Below are 18,492 nucleotides of genomic sequence, written 5' to 3'. Positions count from 1 at the left end.
GGCCGCCGGCAAAGCCCGCTCCTGCAATGAAAAACCTCAGCTGGCGTCGCTACGCCACTGCCGCGGGCTCACGCCGAACCAGCGGCGGAAGGCGCGGGAGAAGGCGCTCGTCTCGGAGTAGCCCAGCAGCGGCGCCAGTTCGGAGATCGGCCGTTGCGGCTGCCGCAGGTAGTGCAGCGCCAGCTCGCGACGAGTGTTTTCCACCAGCTGGCTGAAGCTCAGCCCGGCCTCGCGCAAGCGTCGCTGCAGGCCGGCGGTGGTGAGCTCCAGTTGTTCGGCAATGATCTCCAGCGACGGCTCGCCATCCGCCAGCGCCAGGCGAATCTGGGTGCCGGCGTCCTCCACCAGATTCGGCGCACCGCCCTGCTCGCCCAGACGACGGATCACGTCCTGCACCAGGAACAAGAGGTTGGCGTCGCGCTCGGGCATCTGCCGGCCGTAAAGGTCACGCTTGGGAATCAGCATCGAATTGCAGCCGCGCTGGAACAGCACCGGCGCATCGAACACCCGCCCATGTTCCTGCCAGCCTTCCGGCCGCGCGTGCTCGAAGCTCACCGCACGCGGCGCCCACTCGGGGCCGAGCGCGTGGCGCATCAGGTTCAGTGCCATGCCCAAGGTCAGCTCGGCGTCCTGGCGGCGGTCGAGGATCGCGCCGTGGCGAACCTGGTAGTCGAAGCGATAGCACTCGCCGCAATCCACCAGACGGATCAGAGTGTCGTGCTGGTGGTAGGGGAAGGCGGCAGCGAAGTTCTTCAGCGCCTCTTCCAGCGTTTCCGAACACAGCCCGACGTAGCCCAGCAGGCCCAGCTCGCGGGGGCGGAACTGCTCGCCGTAGCGCAGCCCGAAGTTGTCGCAGCCCGACTGTCGCGCGGCCTCTTCCAGCACCTGGCAGTAGTTGGTCAGCGCCAGGCTCAGGGTCGGATGCAGCAGGCGCTCCGGGTCGATGCCGGCGCGACCGAAGACGCGGTCGATGTCGCCGCCCTGGTCGCCGATGAAGCGTCCCAGGCCGCTGGCGGCAGCGGACAGCACGCCGATGTTGCTGGCCAGGGGCAGGCTCAGGCCGGACGGGGAAAACAGAGGCTGGCTCATGTCGGTTACCGATCTTGTTATGAGGTGCTCGGGGCACGTCGCACGCGGGAACAGGGAACGAGAAAACAAAGCAAATCCCGTGCCTCGCCGATCGCTACCAACAACCCCGACACGTCGCCGCGCCTGGCCTGCAGCTGCCACAGCACGGGGCAGACGGGCGATTTCCGGCACCAGAAGCGAGCACCGTGCGCACGGTGGGGCAATGGGTAACAACCAGTTGACCCTGCACGGCGAAAGCCGGTTCCAGCGGTCAAGTCTTGCGCGGCAGTGCGCCACTACCATCGAGTCTCAGGTATCCGTCCACGCCCCTGCGGCCCGCCCCACTTGCGGCCTATCCCTTGCGGAGAGAGGAATAACAACAATGAGCGCATCACAACTCAAACCAACGCTTGGCACCCTTCACCTCTGGGGGCTCGCCGTGGGCCTGGTGATCTCCGGCGAGTACTTCGGCTGGAGCTACGGCTGGGCCGCCGCCGGTACCCTGGGCTTCCTCGTCACCACGCTGATCGTCGCGGTGATGTACACCTGCTTCATCTTCAGCTACACCGAGCTGACCACCGCCATCCCCCACGCCGGCGGGCCCTTCGCCTACAGCCTGCGGGCCTTCGGCAAGACCGGCGGGATGATCGCCGGCATCGCCACCCTGATCGAATTCGTCTTCGCCCCGCCGGCCATCGCCATGGCCATCGGCGCCTACCTCAACGTGCAGTTCCCCGGCCTCGATCCGAAGTGGGCGGCCACCGGCGCCTATGTGATCTTCATGACCCTGAATATCCTCGGCGTAAGCATCGCCGCCACCTTCGAACTGGTGGTGACCGTGCTGGCAGTGGCCGAGTTGCTGGTGTTCATGGGCGTGGTCGCACCGGGCTTCAGCTTCAGCAACTTCGTGCTCAACGGCTGGGCCGGCTCGGATGTATTCGGCTCCACCGCCATGGCCGGCATCTTTGCCGCGATCCCCTTCGCCATCTGGTTCTTCCTCGCCATCGAGGGCGCGGCCATGGCCGCCGAGGAGGCGAAAGACCCGAAACGCACCATCCCGCGCGCCTACATCGCCGGCATCCTGACCCTGGTGACCCTGGCCATCGGCGTGATGATCTTCGCCGGCGGCGTGGGCGACTGGCGCGCCCTGTCGAACATCAACGACCCGCTGCCGCAGGCGATGAAAGCCGTGGTCGGCAACAACTCGACCTGGATGCACATGCTGGTGTGGATCGGCCTGTTCGGCCTGGTGGCGAGTTTCCACGGCATCATCCTGGGTTACTCGCGGCAGTTCTTCGCCCTGGCCCGCGCCGGCTTCCTGCCGCGTAGCCTGGCCAAGCTGTCGCGCTTCCAGACCCCGCACCGCGCCATTCTCGCCGGCGGCGCCGTGGGCATCGCGGCGATCTTCAGCGACGGCCTGATCAGCCTGCAGGGCATGACCCTGACCGCGGCGATGATCACCATGAGCGTGTTCGGCGCCATCGTCATGTACATGACGAGCATGTTCAGCCTGTTCAAGCTGCGCCGCAGTGAGCCGGACCTGGAGCGCAGCTTCCGCGCGCCGGGCTACCCGATGGTGCCGGCCATCGCGCTGGTCCTGGCGCTGGTCTGCCTGGCCGCCATGCTCTGGTTCAACAGTGTCATCGCCTCGATGTTCCTGGTGCTGATGATCGGCGGCTGCTCCATCTGCAGCATCGTCATCAGCCTCAATCGCGGCACCGACGCATCGTTCGCCAGCCAGGGCTGAGGAGTAGCGCCATGTCCGGATTCGTCCACAGCGTCGGTGGCCAGACCTGGCGCTTCGACAGCCTGCGCGAGGTGATGGCCAAGGCCAGCCCGGCGCGCTCCGGCGACCGCCTCGCCGGGGTCGCCGCCGGCAGCGACGCCGAGCGCGTCGCCGCGCAGATGGCGCTGGCCGACATCCCGCTCAAGCACTTCCTCGACGAGGCGCTGATCCCCTACGAGAGCGACGAAGTCACCCGGCTGATCATCGACAGCCACGACCGCCAGGCCTTCGCGGCGGTCAGCCACCTCACGGTGGGCGGCCTGCGCGACTGGCTGCTCGGCGATGCCGCCGACGAAGCCAGCCTGCGCGCCCTTGCGCCCGGGCTGACGCCGGAGATGGCAGCCGCGGTATCGAAGATCATGCGTGTGCAGGACCTGGTGCTGGTCGCGCAGAAAATCCGCGTGGTCACCCGTTTCCGCAACACCATGGGGCTGCGCGGACGCATGTCCACACGCCTGCAGCCCAACCACCCGACGGACGATCCCGCCGGCATCGCCGCCAGCGTGCTCGACGGCCTGCTCTACGGCAACGGCGACGCCATGCTCGGCATCAACCCGGCCACCGACAGCCTGCAGTCGATCTGCACCCTGCTGGAGATGCTCGACGCGATCATCCAGCGCTACGAGATTCCCACCCAGTCCTGCGTGCTGACCCACGTCACCAGCTCCATCGAGGCAATCAACCGGGGCGCGCCGCTGGACCTGGTGTTCCAGTCCATCGCCGGCACCGAGGCGGCCAACGCCAGCTTCGGCGTGAACCTGGCGATCCTCAAGGAAGGCTACGAAGCGGGGCTGTCGCAGAAGCGCGGGACGCTCGGCGACAACCTCATGTACTTCGAGACCGGCCAGGGCAGCGCGCTGTCGGCCAATGCCCACCACGGCGTCGACCAGCAGACCTGCGAGACCCGCGCCTACGCGGTGGCGCGGCACTTCAAGCCGTTCCTGGTGAACACCGTGGTCGGCTTCATCGGCCCGGAATACCTGTACAACGGCAAGCAGATCATCCGCGCCGGCCTGGAAGACCACTTCTGCGCCAAGCTGCTCGGCGTGCCCATGGGTTGCGACATCTGCTACACCAACCACGCCGAAGCCGACCAGGACGACATGGACATGCTCCTGACCCTGCTGGGCGTGGCCGGCATCAACTTCATCATGGGCATCCCCGGCTCCGACGATGTGATGCTCAACTACCAGACCACCTCCTTCCATGACGCGCTGTACGCGCGCCAGACGCTGGGTCTGCGGCCGGCGCCGGAGTTCGAGGCGTGGCTTGCGCGCATGGAGATCCTCCGCCAGCAGGATGGCCGCGTGCAGATGGCCGGCCAGCTTCCCGGCGCCTTCCGCCACGCACTCGCGCAACTGTCCTGAGTGGAGGAGTTTTCGATGAGCGACAGCTTCACCCCCAACCCCTGGCAGGAACTGCGCCGCCTGACCTCCGCGCGCATCGCCCTGGGCCGCGCCGGCACCAGCCTGCCGACCGGCGCGCAACTGGACTTCCAGTTCGCCCACGCCCAGGCGCGCGACGCCGTGCACCTGCCCTTCGAGCGTGACGGCCTCGCCGCGCAACTGGCCGAGCGCGGCCGCGACACCTTGCTGCTGCATAGTGCCGCCGCCGACCGCGACACCTACCTGCAACGCCCTGACCTGGGCCGCCGGCTGAACGAGGAATCGGTGGAGATTCTGCGTCGCCACGCTGACCGTCACCCGCAGGGTTATGACCTCGCCGTGGTGATCGCCGACGGACTCTCGTCGCTCGCGGTGCAACGTCACAGCCTGCCCTTCCTCGAACGCATGGAAGAACAGGCGCGCAACGAAGGCTGGAGCCTGTCGCCGGTCGCGCTGGTGCAACAAGGCCGGGTCGCCGTGGCCGACGAAGTCGCCGAGTTGCTGCGGGCGAAGATGGTGGTGATCCTGATCGGCGAGCGCCCCGGCCTGTCCTCGCCCGACAGCCTGGGCCTGTACTTCACCTGGGCGCCGAAGGTCGGCCTGAACGACGCCTACCGCAACTGCATCTCCAACGTGCGGCTGGAAGGCCTGAGCTACGGCCTCGCCACCCACCGCCTGCTCTACCTGATGCGCGAAGCCTGCCGCCGGCAGCTGTCGGGGGTGAACCTGAAGGACGAAGCAGAACTCCCGGCACTGGAGGCCGAAAGCGCCGGCAGAACTGGCAACTTTCTTATCGGTGGCTGAGTCATCGGCAAGCCGAGCCGGACAGCCCTGCATCGCCCGTAGCGTGAACGCGACCACATGCCGCGCAGCGGGCCGCCCTCTTTAAGAATCGTCTTAAATCACCCTCGCCAACCGTCACGATAAAAACCACGCCATCAAGGTCCGTGCCCGGCGCACCACAGGAAGCGCCAGCGCACGGCGTTTCATGACGATGGCGAGACGATGGATTCACCCAACACTCAGTTGCACGCTCCGGTCAGCCCCCGGCGAGCTCAGCGTGGCTTCACCCTGATCGAAGCGATGGTGACCATCGCGATCCTGGCGATCCTGCTGGGCATCGCGGTGCCCTCCTTCGACCTGCTGATCAATCGCAACCGCGCGCAGAGCACCGGCAAGCAGTTGGTCGCGGTGCTGCAGTACGCCCGCGTCCAGGCGCAGATCGGCCAGCAGCCGGTGCGAGTGACTCCGCAGAGCAGCGCAGACTGGACCTCCGAACTGAGCATCGGTCGACTGCGCGGCGGCGATCTGGAGGGCCATCGGGAGATCGAGTTGCGCAGGACCCGGCTCGATGATTCCGGCGCGGTGCTCATCACCCAGGAGCCGGCGGGAGCACTGGAGTTCGACGGCAACGGCGTCGCCATGGGCAGCGCCAGCGGCAGCTTCCCGCGGGTCTTCACCCTGACCGCCGGCGGCTATTCGAGCAAGGTCTGCCTGCAGCGCGGCGGAGCGGTGGCTCCATGCGACTGACGCGCCGATCCCATGCGGCTCAGCGGGGCTTCTATCTGATCGAGGTCATGGTGGCGGTGATGCTTACCAGCGTCGCCCTGCTCGGCCTGCTGGCGCTGCAGAGCCGCAGCATCGCCTACAGCCACGACAGCCAGCAGCGGCAAAACGCCCTCCTGCTGGCCGCGGACCTTGCCCGCAGCATCCAGGCCAATCGCGAGGCGCTGGTCAGCAAGGGCAAGCTCAGTACCGACGCGGCCTACCTGGTCCCGGCCGGCAGCAGCTTTCCCAGCCTCGGCAGTGGCCAGAGCTGCGCTACCAGCGGCCTGGGCAAGGCGGACCGGGCCAGGCGCGAACTGGCCTGCTGGGTCGAACAGTTGCGCCTGAAGCTCAACACCGACGATGCGCTGTTGAGCGATGCCACCTTCATCTGCCCCAGCCGCGACGGCAAGGCCTGCGACGCCGGTTCGCGCCAGCCGCTGCTGCTGATCCAGCTGGCCTGGCACAGCCGCAACTGCCAGGCCGGCAGCCCGACCACCGCTGACGATGACGATGCGGCCTGCCTTTCCGGCAGCGATGGCGGCGGTGTCGAGCGCTACCGACTGAGTTTCCAGCCATGAGCCCGCAGCGCCAGACCGGCCTGTCCCTGATCGAGCTGATGGTCGCCATTGCGCTGGGCGTGATGGTGCTGCTGGGCGTGCTGCAGATCTACCTGTCGGGCAGCGATCACGCCGCCTTCAACCACGCCCAGCAGCAGAACCAGGCCAATGCCCGTTTCATCCTCGACCTGCTGCAGCGCGAGAGCGGGCATGCCGGCTACAGCACCTGGGTGCGCCACGCCAGCGATGCCGACGAGCAGCAGTACGACTTCGTCATCGACCGCGAGGGGCCCTTCCCGGCGCTGACCGACACAGCCACCGGCTGCGTCTTCGGCGCCGGCAAGATCGCCAGCCTGGATGCCGGCGGCCGCGGCCTGTGCCTGCGCTACCAGCGCCCACAGCGCAGCGATGCGCAGGTACACCAGGACTGCACCGGCGCCTCGCTCTACAGCGATGACGACACGGGCAGTCCGCCGGTATTGGTCAGCCACCTGCGACTGGTCGACGGCGAGCTGCTGTGCAAGACCAACAACGCCTTGTCCGCCGGTGAGGTCGCCCTTGCCAGCGGCATCCACGACCTGATGTTCGCGGTCGGCTCGACCAACCAGCTCCGCGCCGGCCTGGTGGTCACCTCCACCCGCGCATTGCTGCCCGAAAACTGCACCTACCAGGACCCGCTGAACCCCGCGACGACGAAAAACACCGGCGCGCGCGGCCTGTGCAGCGCCTTTGCGCAGACGCTCTACCTGAGGAACCAGCCATGAACCGGCAACGCGGCCAGACCCTGCTGATCGCCCTGCTCATGCTGCTGGCGCTGAGCATCCTGACCCTGGGCAACCTGCGCAGCGGCCTGCTGCTGGACAACAGCCTGGCCGAGACGAGGGACTACCAGGCGGCGCTGGGTGGCGCCGATTCGGCGATCAGCGAAGCACTGGCGCGGACCCGCTACAGCCCGTCGATGGCCGTGGGCGAGGCCGACACCTGCATCAGCACCGCGCAGAACCAGCAACAGGTCCTGCTGTGCGACCGACTCTGGCTCGAACCGGAGAATGCCGCCAGCAGCGCACTGCTGCCACGGGCGCGCACCTACCGGGGCAACGACCTGGCCAACCCCGACCAACTGGCGGAACTGAGCAGCGCACCGCGCTGGTACGTCGCCGCGCAATGCGAGAGCCGTTCCTCCAGTGCCATGGCCGACTGCCTGGCGGGCAATGGCACCCTGCTGCTGCAGATGAACGCCCTTTCCACCGGCATCACCGACCAGGCCCTGGTCCGACTACAGGAGTACGCCCGTGTCCAGCGCTGACCAGCTCCACTCGTCGTCCCACCGCGCCGTACTGGCCGGCCTGGCGATTCTGCTCACCTGCACGGATGCGCAAGCCGCAGCCCCGAGCCAGGCGCCGCTGTTCCTGGTGGAAGGCGTCTCGCCCAACCTGATCGTTACCCTCGACGACTCCGGCAGCATGACCAGCGCCTACACCCCGGATGGCATGAGCTCCTACAGCATCGCCAACCGTTCCACCGCCTACAACCCGATGTACTACAACCCGGACATCACCTACGAGGCGCCGTGGAAGGTCACCTTCAGCGGCGGCCGGATCGTCAGCGAGCGCTACGTCACCAGCTTCGACAAGGCTTACTACGACGGCTTTCTCACCATCCAGACCGGCACCGTCGACCTGAACCGCAATACCGGCAATGGCTATGGCCAGAACGCAATCCAACCGGTCAACAGCACCGACAGCTACCAGCGCTACGCCCACTACTACCAGTTCAACGCGTCCTGCCCGCACGCGCGCAATGTCGCCACCAGCAGCCTCAGTGCCGTGCAGAACTGCGCGGCGGACTCGTCGTTCACCAGCGCCAGCGCCTGCACCCGCACCTGCTTCACCCCGCACTGGGTCAGCACGGCGGAAGAGAAGCAGAACTACGCCAACTGGTTTTCCTTCTACCGTACCCGCCAACTCGCCACGCGCACCGCCGCCAACCTGGCGCTGTTCGACCTGCCCGAGCACATCCGGGTGACCTGGCAGGCGCTGAACAGCTGCTACAACACCAACTTCAACCTGAACTCCACGGCCTGCGGCAACCAGACCCTCGCGGCCTTCGCCGGCCAGCACAAGGCCGACTTCTTCAACTTCACCAGCCGCCTCGCCGCCAGCGGCGGCACGCCCCTGGGGACGGCGCAGAACCGGGTCAACAGCTACCTGAGCAACACCACCGCCTATAACCCCTACGCCCGTGCGCCGGGCAGCCCCCGCGACCTGAAGACCGAGTACGCCTGCCGGCCCAGCTACCACCTGCTGATGACCGATGGCTTCGGCGACGGCTCCGGCGGCAGCAACGCCGACGGCACTGCGCGAACCCTGCCCGACGGCACCGCCTTCACGGCGACGGCGCCCTATCAGGACAAATGGTCGAACACCCTGGCCGACAACATCTTCCTCGGCTGGGCCACCGACGCCCGCAGCGACCTGGAAAACAAGGTTCCACCGCGCTTTCGCGACGGCAACGACTACTGGAACCCGAAGAACGACCCGGCCACCTGGCAGCACATCACCACCTACACCGTAGGCCTGGGGCTCGGCCCGACGCTGAAGTACCTGCAGTGGGACGGCGACACCTATTCCGGCTCCTATCGGCAACTGCTCGACGGCACCCGGAGCTGGCCCAACCCGAGCGCCAGCACCAGCCTCGACGGCATGACCGTCACCGCCAACGAAGGCAAGGTGGCCGCGCTCTGGCACGGCGCGCTGAACTCCCGCGGCGAATTCTTCAGCGCCGACTCCACCAGCGAACTGGTGAAGGCCTTCCAGGCCATCGTCAGCAGCATCTCCAGCAACCAGCTGGCGGTGGCTGCCGCCGGCGCCAGCTCCACCTCGCTGAGCACCGACACCCACCTCTATCGCGCCAGCTACCAACCCACCGACTGGAGCGGCGACATCCTGCAGTACCGCCTCGACGCCCAGGGCAATACCCAGGCGAACTCCGCGCTGTCGTTCCGCAACCAGCTCAACCAGCGCTCACCGGCCAGCCGCAGCATCTACACCAATACCGCACCCGACAGTGCCAAGGGTCACCTGCAGGCCTTCACCTGGGGCAACCTCGCGGCCCAGCAGCAACAGCTGCTCAACCGCACTCCGGGTACCCAGCGTGAGGACCACCTGGGAGAGAAACGCGTCGCCTGGCTACGCGGCGATCGAAGCGATGAAGGCAACACCTTCCGCGCCCGCAACCATCTGCTGGGTGACATCATCTACTCCTCGCCCGTGGTCGTCGGCCCGCCATCCGCGGTCACCTACTACCTGGAGAAAGCCTCCGGCGCGACCGGCTACGACGCCTTCCGGCAAGCCAATGCCACTCGCGAGAGTCGTCTCTACGTCGGCGCCAACGACGGCATGCTGCACGCTTTCGACGAGACCGGTCGGGAGCGCTGGGCCTTCATTCCCGCCGCCGTGTACGGACAGCTCAACTACCTCTCCGACACCCACTACGCCGCGCGCTCGGAAGAGGAAAACACCAACAGCCTGCACCGTTTCTATGTCGACGGCAGCGCGGTCACCCGTGATGTGCATTTTGATGGCAGCTGGCACACCGTGCTGGTCATGGCGCCCGGACGCGGCGGGCGCGGCCTGTTCGCCCTGGACATCACCAACGCCGACCAGCCCCGCCTGCTCTGGGAGTACGCAGGCAGCGCCAGCAGCGAGGACGGCAAGGACATCGAGTTCGGCTACGTGCTCGATCGGCCGGTGATCACCTTCTCCGACGGGGTTGCCTATGTGCTCAGCGGAAACGGCTACGACACCGCCAAGGGCTACTCACTGTCGATCCGCCTGGAGGATGGACGCATCAGCGCTGCCAGCCAGTCCGCCGCTGGCGACGGCGAGGTCGGCAGCACGGTCGCCTGGACCCGCGCCGACAGTCCCGGCGAACTCGCCCAGCGCTACTACGGCAGCCTGCAGGGCCAGCTCTACCGGCAGGCCGGCCTCGACGTCGCTTCCGGCGTGCTCACCAGCATCCCCGGCAGCCGCGGCCAGCCGCTGAGCGCCGCCGGCGAAGTCACCCAGCATCCACGCGGCGGGCAGTTGGTGATCGCCGGCACCGGCAAGTACTTCGAGGGGGGCGACAAGGAAGGCGCGGTCAGCCGCCAGTCCCTGTACGGCTTCTGGGACCAGACCGACTACCTCGCCCACGTCGACGGAGCCGGCGCGCCTGCCGCGCTGAACAAGCTTTCCGATCTGCAGGCCCAGACACTGACCCAGGAAACCGTCACCCACAGCGCCGGCACCAGCGAGGTCCGCCAACTGAGCAGCACCCCCGTGGCCTGGGACAGCAGTGGCAAGCGCGGCGTTGGAATCCGTGGCTGGTACTTCGATCTGGCTGATGGCGAGCGGGTCCTCGACCAGCCCTTCATGCTCGGCGATGTACTGTTCGTCACCGTCGGCCAACCCAACGCCGACCCGTGCAGCGCAGGCATCACCTACTGGCTGCTGGCAGTGAACCCGAATACCGGCGGTGCACTGGACTTCAACGTGTTCGACCTGGTGGGCGACGGCTCCTTCAGCGAGACCGCCAGCGGCATGCGCATCGACGGACCGGTGACCCGCATCGGCGACAGCCTCTACACCCCGGATGGAAACCGTCTCCCCGTGCAGCTGTTCAACCCGGTGAACCAGGGCCGCTTCAACTGGCGGATCATGAACTACAACCTGCCCGTGAGTTACCCATGAGAGCCCTGCCTTCGGCACCTGCGCCGCACATCGCGAAAGCTGGCGGATTCACTCTGGTCGAACTGATGGTGGTGGTTTCCATCCTGGCCCTGCTCGCCGGTATCGCCATTCCCAGCTACCGCCAGTTCATCCTGCGGGCCAACCGCAGCGAGGCGCAGACCCTCCTGCGCGATGCCGCGGCCCAGCAGGAGCGCTACCTGGCGCAATACAGCAAGTACACCGACGATCCCGCGAAGCTGGCGTTCACCTACCCGCTATCGGCGGACGGCAAGCGCCTTTCGACGCACCAGCTGTACGAACTGGCCGCTGAGCATCCCCAAGGCGACACGCGCCGCTTTCGCCTGACTGCCCTGCGACGGGGCACTCAGGCGGGCGACTCGGACTGCGGCGACTTCACCCTGGACGAGCGAGGCACCCGCGGCGTGAGCGCAGGAAGCGTCGACAGTTGCTGGCGCTGATCAAACGCTCGCTTGGATTGCGCTTTCAACAAATTCTGGTGCAGCATCGGACCAACGGCTATCCACTGGCATAGCCCCTGCATTGCCCTGCCAGCCCACTCACCTCCCGCCGAGGCCCGCTTATGCGCATCGTGCAAGCCACGCTCGACCACCTCGATCTGCTCGCGCCGCTGTTCGTCAAATATCGCGAGTTCTACGGCATGCTCCCCTACCCCGAGTCCTCGCGAAAATTCCTCGAGAAGCGCCTGCGCCGCAAGGAATCGGTGATCTACCTGGCCCTGCCGGATGACGATGACAGCAAGCTGCTGGGCTTCTGCCAGCTCTACCCGAGCTATTCCTCGCTGTCGCTCAAGCGCGTGTGGATCCTCAACGACATCTACGTCGCCGAAGAGGCGCGCCGCCAGCTGGTCGCCGACCATCTGCTGCAGACCGCCCGGCAGATGGCCCGCGAAACCCAGGCCGTGCGCATGCGCGTGTCCACCAGCGTCAACAACGAAGTGGCGCAGAAGGTCTACGAGTCCATCGGTTTCCGCGAGGACAGCGAGTTCAAGAACTACATCCTGCCGATCAGCGACGATCTCAACTGAGACCCTGCTGCAAGGTGTGGAGCGGCCCGCTGGCATCGGCGGGCCCGGCGCATTAGAGTGCAATCAGCGGAATCACCGCGGCCTCCGCATGAAGGGATCCCATGCGCATTTCCCTGCTTGTTCTGCGCACCGCCTGTCTCTGTCTCGCCTTCCTGGGCGCCAACGCACAGGCGCAGACCCTGCGCGTCGCCACCCTGGAGTGGGCGCCCTACGTCGGTAGCGACCTGCCGGGCAACGGGCTGGCCAGCCGCATCCTGAACGAAGCCCTGGCGCTCAATGGCGACAAGGCAGAACTGGTCTTCCTGCCCTGGCAACGGGCCCTGAACGAAACCCGCGAAGGCCGCTTCGACGCCCTGATGCCGGCCTACCTGTCGCCAGACCGCAGCCAGGACTTCTACACCTCGATGCCGCTGCTGGACTCCCAGCTCGGTTTCTTCCGCCGCCGCGACCGCGCCCTGCCGATCAACCCGCGCGACCTCGACACCCTGCGCCCGTACCGCATCGGCGTGGTGCGCGGCTACGTCAATCAGGAGCGCTTCGACGCCGCCGACTTCCTCAACAAGGACGTGGTGAGCAGCGACTGGCAGAACCTGGAAAAACTCCTGCGCGGGCGCATCGACCTGGCCGTGGTGGACCGCTATACCGGCTACCAGCTGCTCAGCCAGAACGCCCCGGCGCTGCGCGAGCAACTGGAGTTCGTCGACCCGCCGCTGGAGGTCAAGCCGCTCTACGTGCTGGTGCCGAAGAAGCGCGCCGAAGGCGAGGCCCTGGCTGCCAGCCTCGACCGCGGCCTGCGCACCCTGCGCCGCAGCGGTCGTCTTCAGCAACTGATCGCCGAAGCTCATCTGGAAAGCGCGATGAACACCCGCGAAGTTGCCGCGCATCCGCTGGCCGAGCAATTGCCGGCGACCAGCGATCAGCACGGGGCCACCCTGACTCCCCGGACGACAACGGACCTGCTGAGCTGGCAGGCGAGCCTGCTCTAGGGCCGTGCGCCGGGCATTTGTCACAAGGCATTGCCGCGTTCACAGCGACAGGATTTTCACGCAGAAGCTGTAATATCCTCCCGCGGACCTCCGTCGCAGGATTCGACGGAGCGCGCCCCCGGCAGCCCGGCCGCGCCTTATAATGGGCGGCCCGGCCGTTCACCTTGTTGTCAGACAGGCTTCTCATGGAATTCAACCCGATCGACCTGATTCTCCACCTCGACACCTATCTGTCGCTGGCGGTGGCCAACTATGGCACCTGGATCTACGCCATCCTCTTCCTGGTGATCTTCTGCGAGACCGGTCTGGTGGTGACGCCCTTCCTGCCGGGCGACTCCCTGCTCTTCATCGCCGGCGCCATCTGCGCCGCGGGCGGCATGGACCCATGGATGCTCGGCAGCCTGCTGCTGCTTGCGGCGATCAGCGGTGACAGCACCAACTACGTGATCGGCCGAACCCTGGGCAAACGCCTGTTCAGCAACCCGGACTCGAAAATCTTCCGCCGCGACTACCTGGACCAGACCCACGCCTTCTACGAACGCCACGGCGGCAAGACCGTGACCCTGGCGCGCTTCCTGCCCATCGTGCGGACCTTCGCCCCCTTCGTCGCCGGCATGGCCTACATGCCCTATGCGCGCTTCCTGTTCTTCAGCGTGGCCGGCAGCATCGCCTGGGTCGGCGGCCTGGTGACCCTGGGCTTCTTCTTCGGCAATGTGCCGTTCATCAAGCAGAACCTCTCGGTGATGATCGTCGCCATCATCGCCTTCTCCCTGGTGCCCATGCTGATCGGTTTCATCCGCCACAAGATGCGCCCCTCGGCCAAGGCCCAGCCCGGCGAGCACTGATCCGCCCATGTGGTCGTTCAGCGCCTGGCGCCGCCGGCGCTTCCTCGCCCGCTATCCGCTAGACGCAGCGCTGTGGGCGCAGGTGCGCCGACACCTGCCGATCCTCGACGGCCTGAGCGAAGAAGAGCTGCGCCGGCTCGGTGAGCGGGCGCTGCTGTTCCTGCGCGACAAGCGCCTCTCACCGCTGCCCGGCATCGAGCTGGACGACTACCGCCGCCTGCTGCTGGCCACCCAGGCAGAATTGCCGCTGCTGCACCTGCCGGACCTGAACTGGTACGGCGGCTTCCATGAGCTGGTCCTCTACCCCGACGACTTCGTCAGCCCGCAGAAGCACCGCGACCCGGCGGGCGTCCTGCACGAGTTCGACGACGAGCGCGCCGGCGAGACCTCGCTGCAGGGCCCGGTGATCCTCGCCTGGCCCGGCGTGGAAAGCGGCGGCGGCTGGGATGCCTACAACCTGGTGATCCACGAACTGGCACACAAGCTCGACATGCTCAATGGCGATGCCAACGGCCTGCCGCCGCTGCACCGCGACATGCGCGTCGCCGACTGGGCCGGCGCCATGCAGGCTGCCTACGACGACCTGAACCGCCAGCTGGACCACGACCCGCAGGCGCACACCGCCATCGACCCGTACGCGGCGGAGAATCCGGCCGAGTTCTTCGCCGTCACCAGCGAGTACTTCTTTACCGCTCCGGACCTCCTTTGGGGGGCCTATCCCAAAGTCTATGAACAGCTTTCGCTGTTCTACCGGCAAGATCCGCTCTCGCGCCTGCACAAGCTTCAGGCCGATCACCCCGAATATCAGGAAACTCAGGCGCACTAGGCGATGTCTGTGGCTTGGACACGGCAATCTGCCTATAATCCGCCGCACTTTTTCGGCCCGACCACTATCTGGAGTCGTCCATGAGCTACAGCAGCATCCCGGCTGGCAAAGACCTGCCGAACGACATTTACGTCGCCATCGAGATCCCGGCCAACCACGCGCCGATCAAGTATGAAATCGACAAGGACACCGACTGCCTGTTCGTCGACCGTTTCATGGCCACCCCGATGTTCTACCCGGCCAACTACGGCTTCATTCCGAACACCCTGGCCGACGACGGTGACCCCCTGGACGTGCTGGTCGTGACCCCGTACCCGGTCGCTCCGGGCTCGGTGATCCGCGCCCGTCCGGTTGGCGTACTGAACATGAGCGACGAAGCCGGCGGCGACGCCAAGCTGATCGCCGTGCCGCACGACAAGCTGAGCGTGCTGTACCACGACGTGAAGGAATACACCGACCTGCCGGCCCTGCTGCTGGAGCAGATAAAGCACTTCTTCGAGAACTACAAGGATCTCGAGAAGGGCAAGTGGGTGAAGGTCGAAGGCTGGGGCGACACCGCCCAGGCTCACGACTACATCAACAAGGCCGTCGCTGCCTTCCAGGCCAAGTGATGGTGGCGCGGGTGACCGCGCTGTGAAGAGCCCCGCCCAGGCGGGGCTTTTTCATGACCGGGATTAGGCTTTTCGTCCCGACTTTGCTACCATCTTCGCCCCCGCACGCAGCTCGCTGCGTTGCCACAGAATCAAGGCGGTCCGCCCTACCAGAAGTAAGGTTGGACCACCCCCTGAAAGCCGGCCACAAGCCGGCTTTTTTAATGCCTGCGATTTGCACTCGCGCAGCCTGCGCAATCCCCCGCCAGACCGCTCGCCGGCCAATGCGCCGCTGTCACGGGCCAGGCATAAGATCGGACTATTCCCCCGCCGGTCCGTTGTCATGAAACGCTCGCCATACCTGCTGCTTGCCCTCCTGCTGACAGGCCCTGCGCTTGTCCATGCGCAGGCGGCGGAGTGGAAGCTTGCCAAGGACAAGGACGGCGTGCGGGTCTACCTGAGCGAAGTGCCCGGCTCGCACTACAAGAGTTTCCGTGGCGTGACGCTGGTGAACGCCGACGTTGCCACCCTCGGCCACCTGCAGGAGAACCTGCGCGTTTCCTGCGCGTGGCTCTATGCCTGCGCGCAGATGCGCCTGCTCAAGTACAGCGACGAAGCCATCTGGGTCTACCTCGACACCAAGCTCCCCTGGCCCGCCGCCCCACGCGACCTGGTGCTGAGGGTGAGCACCGAGGAAACCCCCGACGGCGGCATGATCCGCCACCTGCAGGCCGCTCCGGACTATATCCCGCCGGTGAAGGACCGCATCCGTGTGCCCAGCGTCTCCGGCACCTGGCAGATGGTCCCCAAGGGCCCGAAGCTCACCGAGGTCACCTACGAAATGCGCGGCGAACCCGGCGGCAGCGTGCCGTCCTGGCTGGCGAACCAGTTCGTGGTCGACGCGCCCTTCGAGTCGCTGCGCATGCTGAAGGTGGTGGCGGAACACCAGGGCGTCCGCGACGGCGGCTACTAGAAAAACAGGCCGAAAGTACCGCTGGCTGCACTTGCACACTCGCCGGCAGCCTGGCCGAAGATTTGCCCGCAAGCCCCGTCTCTGCTAGTGTCGCGAGGTTTCCGAATACCCCCGCCGAGATGTCCGCATGGCCCGCAAGAAAGCTTCCCTCGACTTCGAACAGTCCCTCGCCGAGCTGCAAACGCTGGTGGAGCGCCTGGAAAGCGGCGAGCTGTCGCTGGAGGACTCGCTGGGTGCCTTCGAGCAGGGCATCCGCCTGACCCGCGACTGCCAGGCAGCGCTGACCCAGGCGGAGCAGAAGGTGCAGATCCTGCTGGAACGCGACGGCGAGCTGAGCGAAGCGCCCTTCGATCCGGAAGGCGACGACGCATGATCGCTGCGTACCAGGCGCGCTGCACGGCGCGTGTCGATGCTGCGCTGGAAAAACTCTTCGTCGCCCCTCGTGAAGAACTCAACCGCATCTACGCCGCCATGCGCTACAGCGTGGTCAACGGCGGCAAGCGCGTGCGTCCGTTGCTGGCCTACGCGGCCTGCGAAGCCCTGGGTGGCGAAGCCGAACGCGCTGATGGCGCGGCCTGCGCGGTGGAACTGATTCACGCCTATTCCCTGGTACATGACGACCTCCCGGCCATGGACGACGACGACCTGCGCCGCGGCCAGCCGACCACCCACATCGCCTTCGACGAAGCCTGCGCGATCCTTGCCGGCGACGGCCTGCAGGCGCTGGCGTTCGAGGTGATCGGTAACGCACAACTCAATCCGCAGGATGCCCAGACTCGCCTGGACATGCTGCTGGCCCTGACCCGCGCCGCCGGTTCCGCCGGCATGGTGGGCGGCCAGGCCATCGACCTGGAATCCGTCGGCCGCAAGATCGACCAGGCAGCGCTGGAGACCATGCACCGGCACAAGACCGGCGCGCTGATCGAAGCCAGCGTGCAGCTCGGCGCCCTCGCCAGCGGCCGCGCCACGACCGAGGCGCTGGAAGCCCTGCGCCGCTATGCCGAGGCCGTGGGCCTGGCGTTCCAGGTGCAGGACGACATCCTCGACGTGGAAAGCGATACCGCCACCCTCGGCAAAACCCAGGGCAAGGATCAGGCCCACGACAAGCCGACCTATCCCGCCCTGCTCGGCCTCGACGCCGCCAAGGCCTACGCCCTGGCCCTGCGCGATCAGGCGCTGGCCGCGCTGGAGGGTTTCGGCGACAACGCCGAACCGCTGCGTGCCCTCGCCCGCTACATCGTCGAACGCCGCCACTGATTCCCCGGCACGCGCATTGCGTGTGCAAATCCCGTGAGTCACCCATTGCGATGACCGCTTGCCGGTGCTTCACTGCATGGCAGGGATTTCGTATACCATATCCGACAACAGCCACCTGACCGGACTGCATCGTGCCGCTACGCAACGCTCCCAACCTGGGTATCGTCCCCTCCGCCTCGGAGACCATCGCCAAGCATCTGCGCGAAGCGATCATTTCCGGCCAGATGGCGGAACACGAGCCGATCCGCCAGGACGACATCGCGCAGATCTTCAACGTCAGCAAGATCCCCGTGCGCGAGGCGCTCAAGCGCCTGGAAGCCGAAGGCCTGGTGGAGTTCCAGCGCAACAAGGGCGCGCTGGTGACGAAGATTTCCGAACCGGAACTGGCGCAGATGTTCGAGGTGCGCGTGGTGCTGGAAGTCCAGGCGCTGCGCCTGGCGATCCCCAACATGAGCGCGCAGACCTTCGCCCGCGCCGAGAGCATCTGTGCCGAGTTCGTCGGCGAGGATGACATCGGCCGCTGGGCCGAACTGAACTGGGAACTGCATGCCTGCCTCTACGAACCGGCGCAGCGGCCGTACCTGGTCGGCCTGATCCGCTCGATCCACGACAAGGTGGAACGCTACCTGCGCCTGCAGATGAGCATGTCCGACGGCAAGGAACGCGCCGACCACGAGCACCACGACATCCTCGACGCCTGCCGCGCCGGCGACGCCGACCGCGCCGCACGCCTGCTGGAAGAGCACATCAACGGCGTCTGCCGCACGCTCTACGAGCACCTGCCGAACCGGCCGACGCCGAGTTAGACAAAACTGCCCGCTGTGCCGATTTCATCATCGACCCGGCGGAAAACCCTCAAGCTGCAATCCCCGCGCCGCGCCACCCTAGGGTCAATC

At 66.6% G+C, this 18,492-nt stretch carries 19 protein-coding genes; 18 read left to right on the top strand and 1 reads right to left on the bottom strand.

Features of this window, described 5'->3' with window-relative positions; all coding sequences use genetic code 11:
• Positions 1 to 36 precede the first annotated feature (36 nt).
• On the bottom strand, positions 37 to 1,089 hold the full coding sequence (qhpR, locus tag IB261_RS04330; RefSeq protein ID WP_138520227.1) for an AraC-like transcriptional regulator QhpR: 1,053 nt from the start codon (positions 1,087 to 1,089) through the stop codon (positions 37 to 39).
• Between the two features lie 361 nt (positions 1,090 to 1,450).
• Here qhpR and eat point away from each other — a divergent pair, with 361 nt between their 5' ends.
• The 18 genes from eat (at position 1,451) to IB261_RS04240 (ending at position 18,402) form a co-directional block, all read left to right on the top strand.
• On the top strand, positions 1,451 to 2,815 hold the full coding sequence (gene eat / locus IB261_RS04325) for an ethanolamine permease (protein WP_192381537.1): 1,365 nt from the start codon (positions 1,451 to 1,453) through the stop codon (positions 2,813 to 2,815).
• An 11-nt stretch (positions 2,816 to 2,826) separates the two neighbouring features.
• Entirely contained in the window at positions 2,827 to 4,221 is a 1,395-nt protein-coding gene (locus IB261_RS04320; RefSeq protein WP_192381536.1) for an ethanolamine ammonia-lyase subunit EutB, read from the top strand.
• Positions 4,222 to 4,236: 15 nt separating this feature from the next.
• Positions 4,237 to 5,043 carry an ethanolamine ammonia-lyase subunit EutC gene (gene eutC / locus IB261_RS04315; RefSeq protein ID WP_081517252.1) on the top strand — a complete coding sequence of 269 codons (807 nt, stop codon included), beginning with the start codon at positions 4,237 to 4,239 and terminating at the stop codon, positions 5,041 to 5,043.
• Positions 5,044 to 5,244: 201 nt separating this feature from the next.
• Positions 5,245 to 5,769 (top strand): GspH/FimT family pseudopilin, encoded by a 525-nt coding sequence (locus IB261_RS04310; RefSeq protein WP_192381535.1) that lies wholly within the window; start codon positions 5,245 to 5,247, stop codon positions 5,767 to 5,769.
• Positions 5,760 to 6,365, top strand: coding sequence for a type IV pilus modification protein PilV (pilV, locus tag IB261_RS04305; RefSeq protein ID WP_192381534.1), 606 nt, complete (start codon positions 5,760 to 5,762; stop codon positions 6,363 to 6,365). Before IB261_RS04310 ends, pilV begins: the two co-directional genes overlap by 10 nt.
• Positions 6,362 to 7,108 (top strand): PilW family protein, encoded by a 747-nt coding sequence (locus IB261_RS04300; RefSeq protein ID WP_192381533.1) that lies wholly within the window; start codon positions 6,362 to 6,364, stop codon positions 7,106 to 7,108. Before pilV ends, IB261_RS04300 begins: the two co-directional genes overlap by 4 nt.
• Positions 7,105 to 7,650 (top strand): hypothetical protein, encoded by a 546-nt coding sequence (locus IB261_RS04295; protein WP_192381532.1) that lies wholly within the window; start codon positions 7,105 to 7,107, stop codon positions 7,648 to 7,650. The genes IB261_RS04300 and IB261_RS04295 overlap by 4 nt, the downstream gene beginning before the upstream one ends.
• The gene (locus IB261_RS04290) at positions 7,637 to 11,074 is read left to right on the top strand and encodes a pilus assembly protein (protein ID WP_192381531.1); all 3,438 of its coding nucleotides are present in this window, start codon (positions 7,637 to 7,639) and stop codon (positions 11,072 to 11,074) included. Before IB261_RS04295 ends, IB261_RS04290 begins: the two co-directional genes overlap by 14 nt.
• Positions 11,071 to 11,532 (top strand): type IV pilin protein, encoded by a 462-nt coding sequence (locus IB261_RS04285; protein ID WP_192382201.1) that lies wholly within the window; start codon positions 11,071 to 11,073, stop codon positions 11,530 to 11,532. Before IB261_RS04290 ends, IB261_RS04285 begins: the two co-directional genes overlap by 4 nt.
• Positions 11,533 to 11,654: 122 nt before the next feature.
• Positions 11,655 to 12,119 carry a GNAT family N-acetyltransferase gene (locus IB261_RS04280; RefSeq protein WP_081517245.1) on the top strand — a complete coding sequence of 155 codons (465 nt, stop codon included), beginning with the start codon at positions 11,655 to 11,657 and terminating at the stop codon, positions 12,117 to 12,119.
• 101 nt (positions 12,120 to 12,220) lie between these two features.
• Positions 12,221 to 13,105 carry a substrate-binding periplasmic protein gene (locus IB261_RS04275; RefSeq protein ID WP_081517244.1) on the top strand — a complete coding sequence of 295 codons (885 nt, stop codon included), beginning with the start codon at positions 12,221 to 12,223 and terminating at the stop codon, positions 13,103 to 13,105.
• Between the two features lie 185 nt (positions 13,106 to 13,290).
• Positions 13,291 to 13,950, top strand: coding sequence for a DedA family protein (locus IB261_RS04270; protein WP_151189355.1), 660 nt, complete (start codon positions 13,291 to 13,293; stop codon positions 13,948 to 13,950).
• Between the two features lie 7 nt (positions 13,951 to 13,957).
• Entirely contained in the window at positions 13,958 to 14,776 is an 819-nt protein-coding gene (locus tag IB261_RS04265; protein ID WP_192224608.1) for a M90 family metallopeptidase, read from the top strand.
• A gap of 80 nt (positions 14,777 to 14,856) precedes the next feature.
• Positions 14,857 to 15,387, top strand: coding sequence for an inorganic diphosphatase (gene ppa / locus IB261_RS04260; protein ID WP_081517241.1), 531 nt, complete (start codon positions 14,857 to 14,859; stop codon positions 15,385 to 15,387).
• Between the two features lie 322 nt (positions 15,388 to 15,709).
• Positions 15,710 to 16,339, top strand: a complete 630-nt coding sequence (locus IB261_RS04255) for an START domain-containing protein (RefSeq protein ID WP_081517240.1) — start codon at positions 15,710 to 15,712, stop codon at positions 16,337 to 16,339.
• A 127-nt stretch (positions 16,340 to 16,466) separates the two neighbouring features.
• Entirely contained in the window at positions 16,467 to 16,712 is a 246-nt protein-coding gene (locus IB261_RS04250; protein ID WP_081517239.1) for an exodeoxyribonuclease VII small subunit, read from the top strand.
• A complete protein-coding gene (ispA, locus tag IB261_RS04245) occupies positions 16,709 to 17,596 on the top strand; it encodes a (2E,6E)-farnesyl diphosphate synthase (protein ID WP_192224606.1) in 888 nt (295 codons plus the stop codon). Before IB261_RS04250 ends, ispA begins: the two co-directional genes overlap by 4 nt.
• A gap of 131 nt (positions 17,597 to 17,727) precedes the next feature.
• The gene (locus tag IB261_RS04240; protein WP_081517237.1) at positions 17,728 to 18,402 is read left to right on the top strand and encodes a GntR family transcriptional regulator; all 675 of its coding nucleotides are present in this window, start codon (positions 17,728 to 17,730) and stop codon (positions 18,400 to 18,402) included.
• Positions 18,403 to 18,492 lie beyond the last annotated feature (90 nt).

It is taken from the genome of Pseudomonas sp. PDM20 (assembly GCF_014852575.3).
Taxonomy (GTDB): Bacteria; Pseudomonadota; Gammaproteobacteria; order Pseudomonadales; family Pseudomonadaceae; genus Pseudomonas.
The sequence above is the reverse complement of the archived record's forward strand: the minus strand, read 5'-3'. Positions and strand labels throughout refer to the sequence as shown.

What these genes read in the sequence shown, in the direction of transcription:
- qhpR (WP_138520227.1), bottom strand. Translation starts at nt 1,089, where the DNA reads ATGAGCCAGCCTCTGTTTTCCCCGTCCGGCCTGAGCCTGCCCCTGGCC.
- eutC (WP_081517252.1), top strand. Translation starts at nt 4,237, where the DNA reads ATGAGCGACAGCTTCACCCCCAACCCCTGGCAGGAACTGCGCCGCCTG.
- IB261_RS04255 (WP_081517240.1), top strand. Translation starts at nt 15,710, where the DNA reads ATGAAACGCTCGCCATACCTGCTGCTTGCCCTCCTGCTGACAGGCCCT.
- IB261_RS04270 (WP_151189355.1), top strand. Translation starts at nt 13,291, where the DNA reads ATGGAATTCAACCCGATCGACCTGATTCTCCACCTCGACACCTATCTG.
- IB261_RS04265 (WP_192224608.1), top strand. Translation starts at nt 13,958, where the DNA reads ATGTGGTCGTTCAGCGCCTGGCGCCGCCGGCGCTTCCTCGCCCGCTAT.
- IB261_RS04295 (WP_192381532.1), top strand. Translation starts at nt 7,105, where the DNA reads ATGAACCGGCAACGCGGCCAGACCCTGCTGATCGCCCTGCTCATGCTG.
- IB261_RS04310 (WP_192381535.1), top strand. Translation starts at nt 5,245, where the DNA reads ATGGATTCACCCAACACTCAGTTGCACGCTCCGGTCAGCCCCCGGCGA.
- IB261_RS04285 (WP_192382201.1), top strand. Translation starts at nt 11,071, where the DNA reads ATGAGAGCCCTGCCTTCGGCACCTGCGCCGCACATCGCGAAAGCTGGC.
- IB261_RS04275 (WP_081517244.1), top strand. Translation starts at nt 12,221, where the DNA reads ATGCGCATTTCCCTGCTTGTTCTGCGCACCGCCTGTCTCTGTCTCGCC.
- IB261_RS04280 (WP_081517245.1), top strand. Translation starts at nt 11,655, where the DNA reads ATGCGCATCGTGCAAGCCACGCTCGACCACCTCGATCTGCTCGCGCCG.
- IB261_RS04300 (WP_192381533.1), top strand. Translation starts at nt 6,362, where the DNA reads ATGAGCCCGCAGCGCCAGACCGGCCTGTCCCTGATCGAGCTGATGGTC.
- ispA (WP_192224606.1), top strand. Translation starts at nt 16,709, where the DNA reads ATGATCGCTGCGTACCAGGCGCGCTGCACGGCGCGTGTCGATGCTGCG.
- eat (WP_192381537.1), top strand. Translation starts at nt 1,451, where the DNA reads ATGAGCGCATCACAACTCAAACCAACGCTTGGCACCCTTCACCTCTGG.
- pilV (WP_192381534.1), top strand. Translation starts at nt 5,760, where the DNA reads ATGCGACTGACGCGCCGATCCCATGCGGCTCAGCGGGGCTTCTATCTG.
- ppa (WP_081517241.1), top strand. Translation starts at nt 14,857, where the DNA reads ATGAGCTACAGCAGCATCCCGGCTGGCAAAGACCTGCCGAACGACATT.
- IB261_RS04320 (WP_192381536.1), top strand. Translation starts at nt 2,827, where the DNA reads ATGTCCGGATTCGTCCACAGCGTCGGTGGCCAGACCTGGCGCTTCGAC.
- IB261_RS04250 (WP_081517239.1), top strand. Translation starts at nt 16,467, where the DNA reads ATGGCCCGCAAGAAAGCTTCCCTCGACTTCGAACAGTCCCTCGCCGAG.